At 36.1% G+C, this 3,256-nt stretch carries 3 protein-coding genes; 1 reads left to right on the plus strand and 2 read right to left on the minus strand.

The window, feature by feature from the left end; genetic code table 11:
* Positions 1-156, plus strand: a 156-nt coding sequence (gene rd / locus TA89_RS07070) for a rubredoxin (RefSeq protein ID WP_040212115.1), incomplete at its 5' end; no start/stop codon positions are given.
* Between the two features lie 29 nt (positions 157-185).
* Here rd and pflA read toward each other — a convergent pair.
* The gene (gene pflA / locus TA89_RS07075) at positions 186-878 is read right to left on the minus strand and encodes a pyruvate formate-lyase-activating protein (protein WP_040212118.1); all 693 of its coding nucleotides are present in this window, start codon (positions 876-878) and stop codon (positions 186-188) included.
* A gap of 84 nt (positions 879-962) precedes the next feature.
* A complete protein-coding gene (gene pflB / locus TA89_RS07080) occupies positions 963-3,191 on the minus strand; it encodes a formate C-acetyltransferase (protein WP_040212117.1) in 2,229 nt (742 codons plus the stop codon).
* Positions 3,192-3,256 lie beyond the last annotated feature (65 nt).

The raw sequence follows: 3,256 nt of genomic DNA on the forward strand, positions 1-3,256 counted from the left end.
AGTTATATATGTGATGTATGCGGTTACGTTTATGATCCTGCAGTTGGAGATGAAGATAACGGAATAAATCCTGGTACTTCTTTCGAAGAACTGCCAGAAGATTGGGTTTGCCCACTTTGCGGTGTTGGTAAAGACCAATTTTCACCAGTAGAATAGTAAATAAAAAAAATATAAGGCGTAACGCCTTATATTTTTTTGCTTATTAGAGTTTTAAGATAGTCCTCTAATTCTTTATTCTTTTCCTTATCCATCTCCGGAACTCCTTCTAATCTATACTTTTTCCCTAAAGCTTCATATTTTGAAACCCCAAGAAGATGATATGGTAGAAGTTCAACTTTTTCTACATTATTTAATGTATTTATTATATCAGCAAGACCTTTTATATACTCCCTACTGTCATTTAAGTTGGGAATTATAACCTGTCTAATCCACATTTTATTACCTGACTGCTGCACCGCCTCTAAAAATTTCAGACTCTCATTAATATTGTTTCTAGTCATTTTTTTATATTCTTCAGCATCTATATGCTTAATATCAAATAATACTAAATCTGTATATTTTAATATCTCAGAGTATTTCCCAATACCGCAGCCTGCAGTATCTATTGTGGTATGAATACCGTTTTCCCTGCATAATTTCAGCATTTCAATAAGAAAATCCGGCTGAAGCAGCGGTTCCCCTCCAGAAAAGGTAATACCTCCACCAGATGACTTAAAATAGGTTTTATATCTTAATATCTTTTTTAAGAGATCCTGTGAAGTTATTTCTTCTCCCTCATTTGCCCCCCAGGTATCCGGGTTATGGCAGAATGCACATCGTAATGAACATCCTTGAAAAAAAACCACTACTCTCACTCCAGGGCCATCTACAAGCCCCATGGTCTCAATAGAATGGATTTTTCCTAACAAATTAACACCTTCTTATAGAAAAAGGAGAATATCTCTATTCCCCTTTTAATTATTTTATAAACTATTGTGAAAGGTTCTGCTTATAACTTCAAGCTGCTGTTCTCTGGATAATCTGTTAAACATAACAGCATATCCTGAAACTCTAATTGTAAGCTGAGGATATTTTTCAGGGTGATCCATAGCATCCAATAAAGTCTCCCTATTAAACACATTAACATTTAAATGGTGAGCCCCCTGATTAAAGTATCCATCCATAACTGCAGATAAATTCTTAATTCTGCTCTTCTCATCCTTACCTAAAGCTTGAGGCACTATAGAGAAGGTATTTGACACTCCATCCTCACAAACGTTGGCATAAGGTATCTTTGCAACTGAGTTAAGGGATGCTAACGCTCCCATACTATCTCTTCCATGCATTGGGTTAGCTCCAGGTGCAAAAGGTACTCCTGATTTCCTTCCATCCGGTGTTGCTCCGGTTTTCTTTCCATAAACCACATTAGAGGTTATTGTAAGTATGGAAAGTGTATGCTTTGCATTCCTGTATAAAGGATGCTTCTTTAATTCAGATGAGAATTTAGTAACCACTTCTACAGCAATATCATCTACCCTGTCATCATCGTTACCGTATTTAGGAAAGTCTCCATTAATCTCAAAATCCACTGCTATTCCTGCTTCATTTCTTATAGGCTTAACTTCTGCATATTTTATAGCACTTAATGAATCAGCTACCACAGATAAGCCTGCTGCACCAAAGGCCATAAGCCTCTGCACATCAGTATCATGAAGAGCCATCTGACCTGCTTCATAGGCATATTTATCATGCATATAATGGATAACATTCATAGTATCTACATATAACTTGGCTACCTTTTCAAGAACCTTATAGAAGCTTTCCTTGACTTTATTATAATCCAGTATTTCGTCCTTCATAGGCTGAATACCTTCTATTACAAGCTTACCCTTCTTTTCATCTACACCGCCGTTGATTGAATATAGAAGCGCCTTTGCCATATTACACCTTGCTCCAAAGAACTGCATCTGCTTTCCTACAGTCATGGCAGAAACGCAGCAGGCTATAGCATAATCATCACCGTATATAGGCCTCATTATATCATCATTTTCATATTGTATAGAATCAGTCAATATAGACATTTCAGAACAGTAATCCTTAAAGCTTTGAGGAAGATCCTCTGACCACAGCACTGTCATATTTGGTTCTGGTGCAGGTCCTAAATTAATAAGGGTATGAAGATACCTAAAAGAGTTTTTAGTTATGAGCGGTCTTCCATTAACCCCTATCCCTCCTATGGATTCTGTCACCCAGGTTGGGTCTCCTGCAAAGAGTTCATCATATTCTGGAGTTCTCAGATGCCTTACAATTCTTAACTTAATTATAAATTGATCTATAAGTTCCTGAGCTTCTTCTTCAGTCAATATTCCTGCCTTTAAATCCCTTTCTATATAAATATCTAAGAATGTACTCGTTCTTCCAAGGGACATAGCTGCACCGTTATTTTCTTTTACTGCAGACAGATATGCAAGATATAAAAACTGTACAGCTTCTTTTGCATTGGATGCAGGAGCGGACATATCTATTCCATATTTTAAAGCCATGGACTTCATAGATTCCAAAGCTCTAATCTGCTCACTTACCTCTTCTCTTTTTCTTATAAGCTCATCAAGCATATCTCCTTTTAAATTTTTTAGGTCTTCACGCTTTTTCATTATAAGAAAATCAACACCGTAAAGTGCTACTCTTCTGTAATCTCCTATGATTCTTCCTCTGCCGTAAGCATCCGGTAAACCAGTGAGAAGTCCGGCAGATCTTGCAGCTCTGGTTTCTTCAGTATACGCATCAAAAACACCGTCATTATGCGTTTTTCTATATTTAGGAAAATAATTTTCAATATCCTCGTTTAATTTATATTTATAAGCATCCAGAGAATTAAGAACCATTCTCCAGCCTCCGAAAGGATTGACTATTCTTTTTAAAGGAGCATCAGTCTGCAGTCCCAGGATAACTTCATTATCCTTATCAATATAACCTGCTTCATAATTGTCTATTCCGGATACTTTATTAACCTCTACATCCAGAACTCCTACTTCTCTTTCCTTTTCTAAAAGCTCAAGTATTTTATTCCATACAGCCTGAGTTTTTTCTGTAGGCCCTTTTAGAAAGCTTTTATCTCCTTCATAAGAGGTATAATTCTTCTGTATAAAATTTCTTACGTCAATTTCCTGCTGCCAATTACCTGCAACAAACTTATCCCATTGTGTATACATTCTATTCCTCCTTAGATTAACATTTAACAATAGATGTTATTACATAACTATTATAACTTAATATT

Source organism: Clostridium polynesiense, assembly GCF_000820705.1.
GTDB classification, from domain to species: Bacteria; Bacillota; Clostridia; order Clostridiales; family Clostridiaceae; genus Clostridium_AA; species Clostridium_AA polynesiense.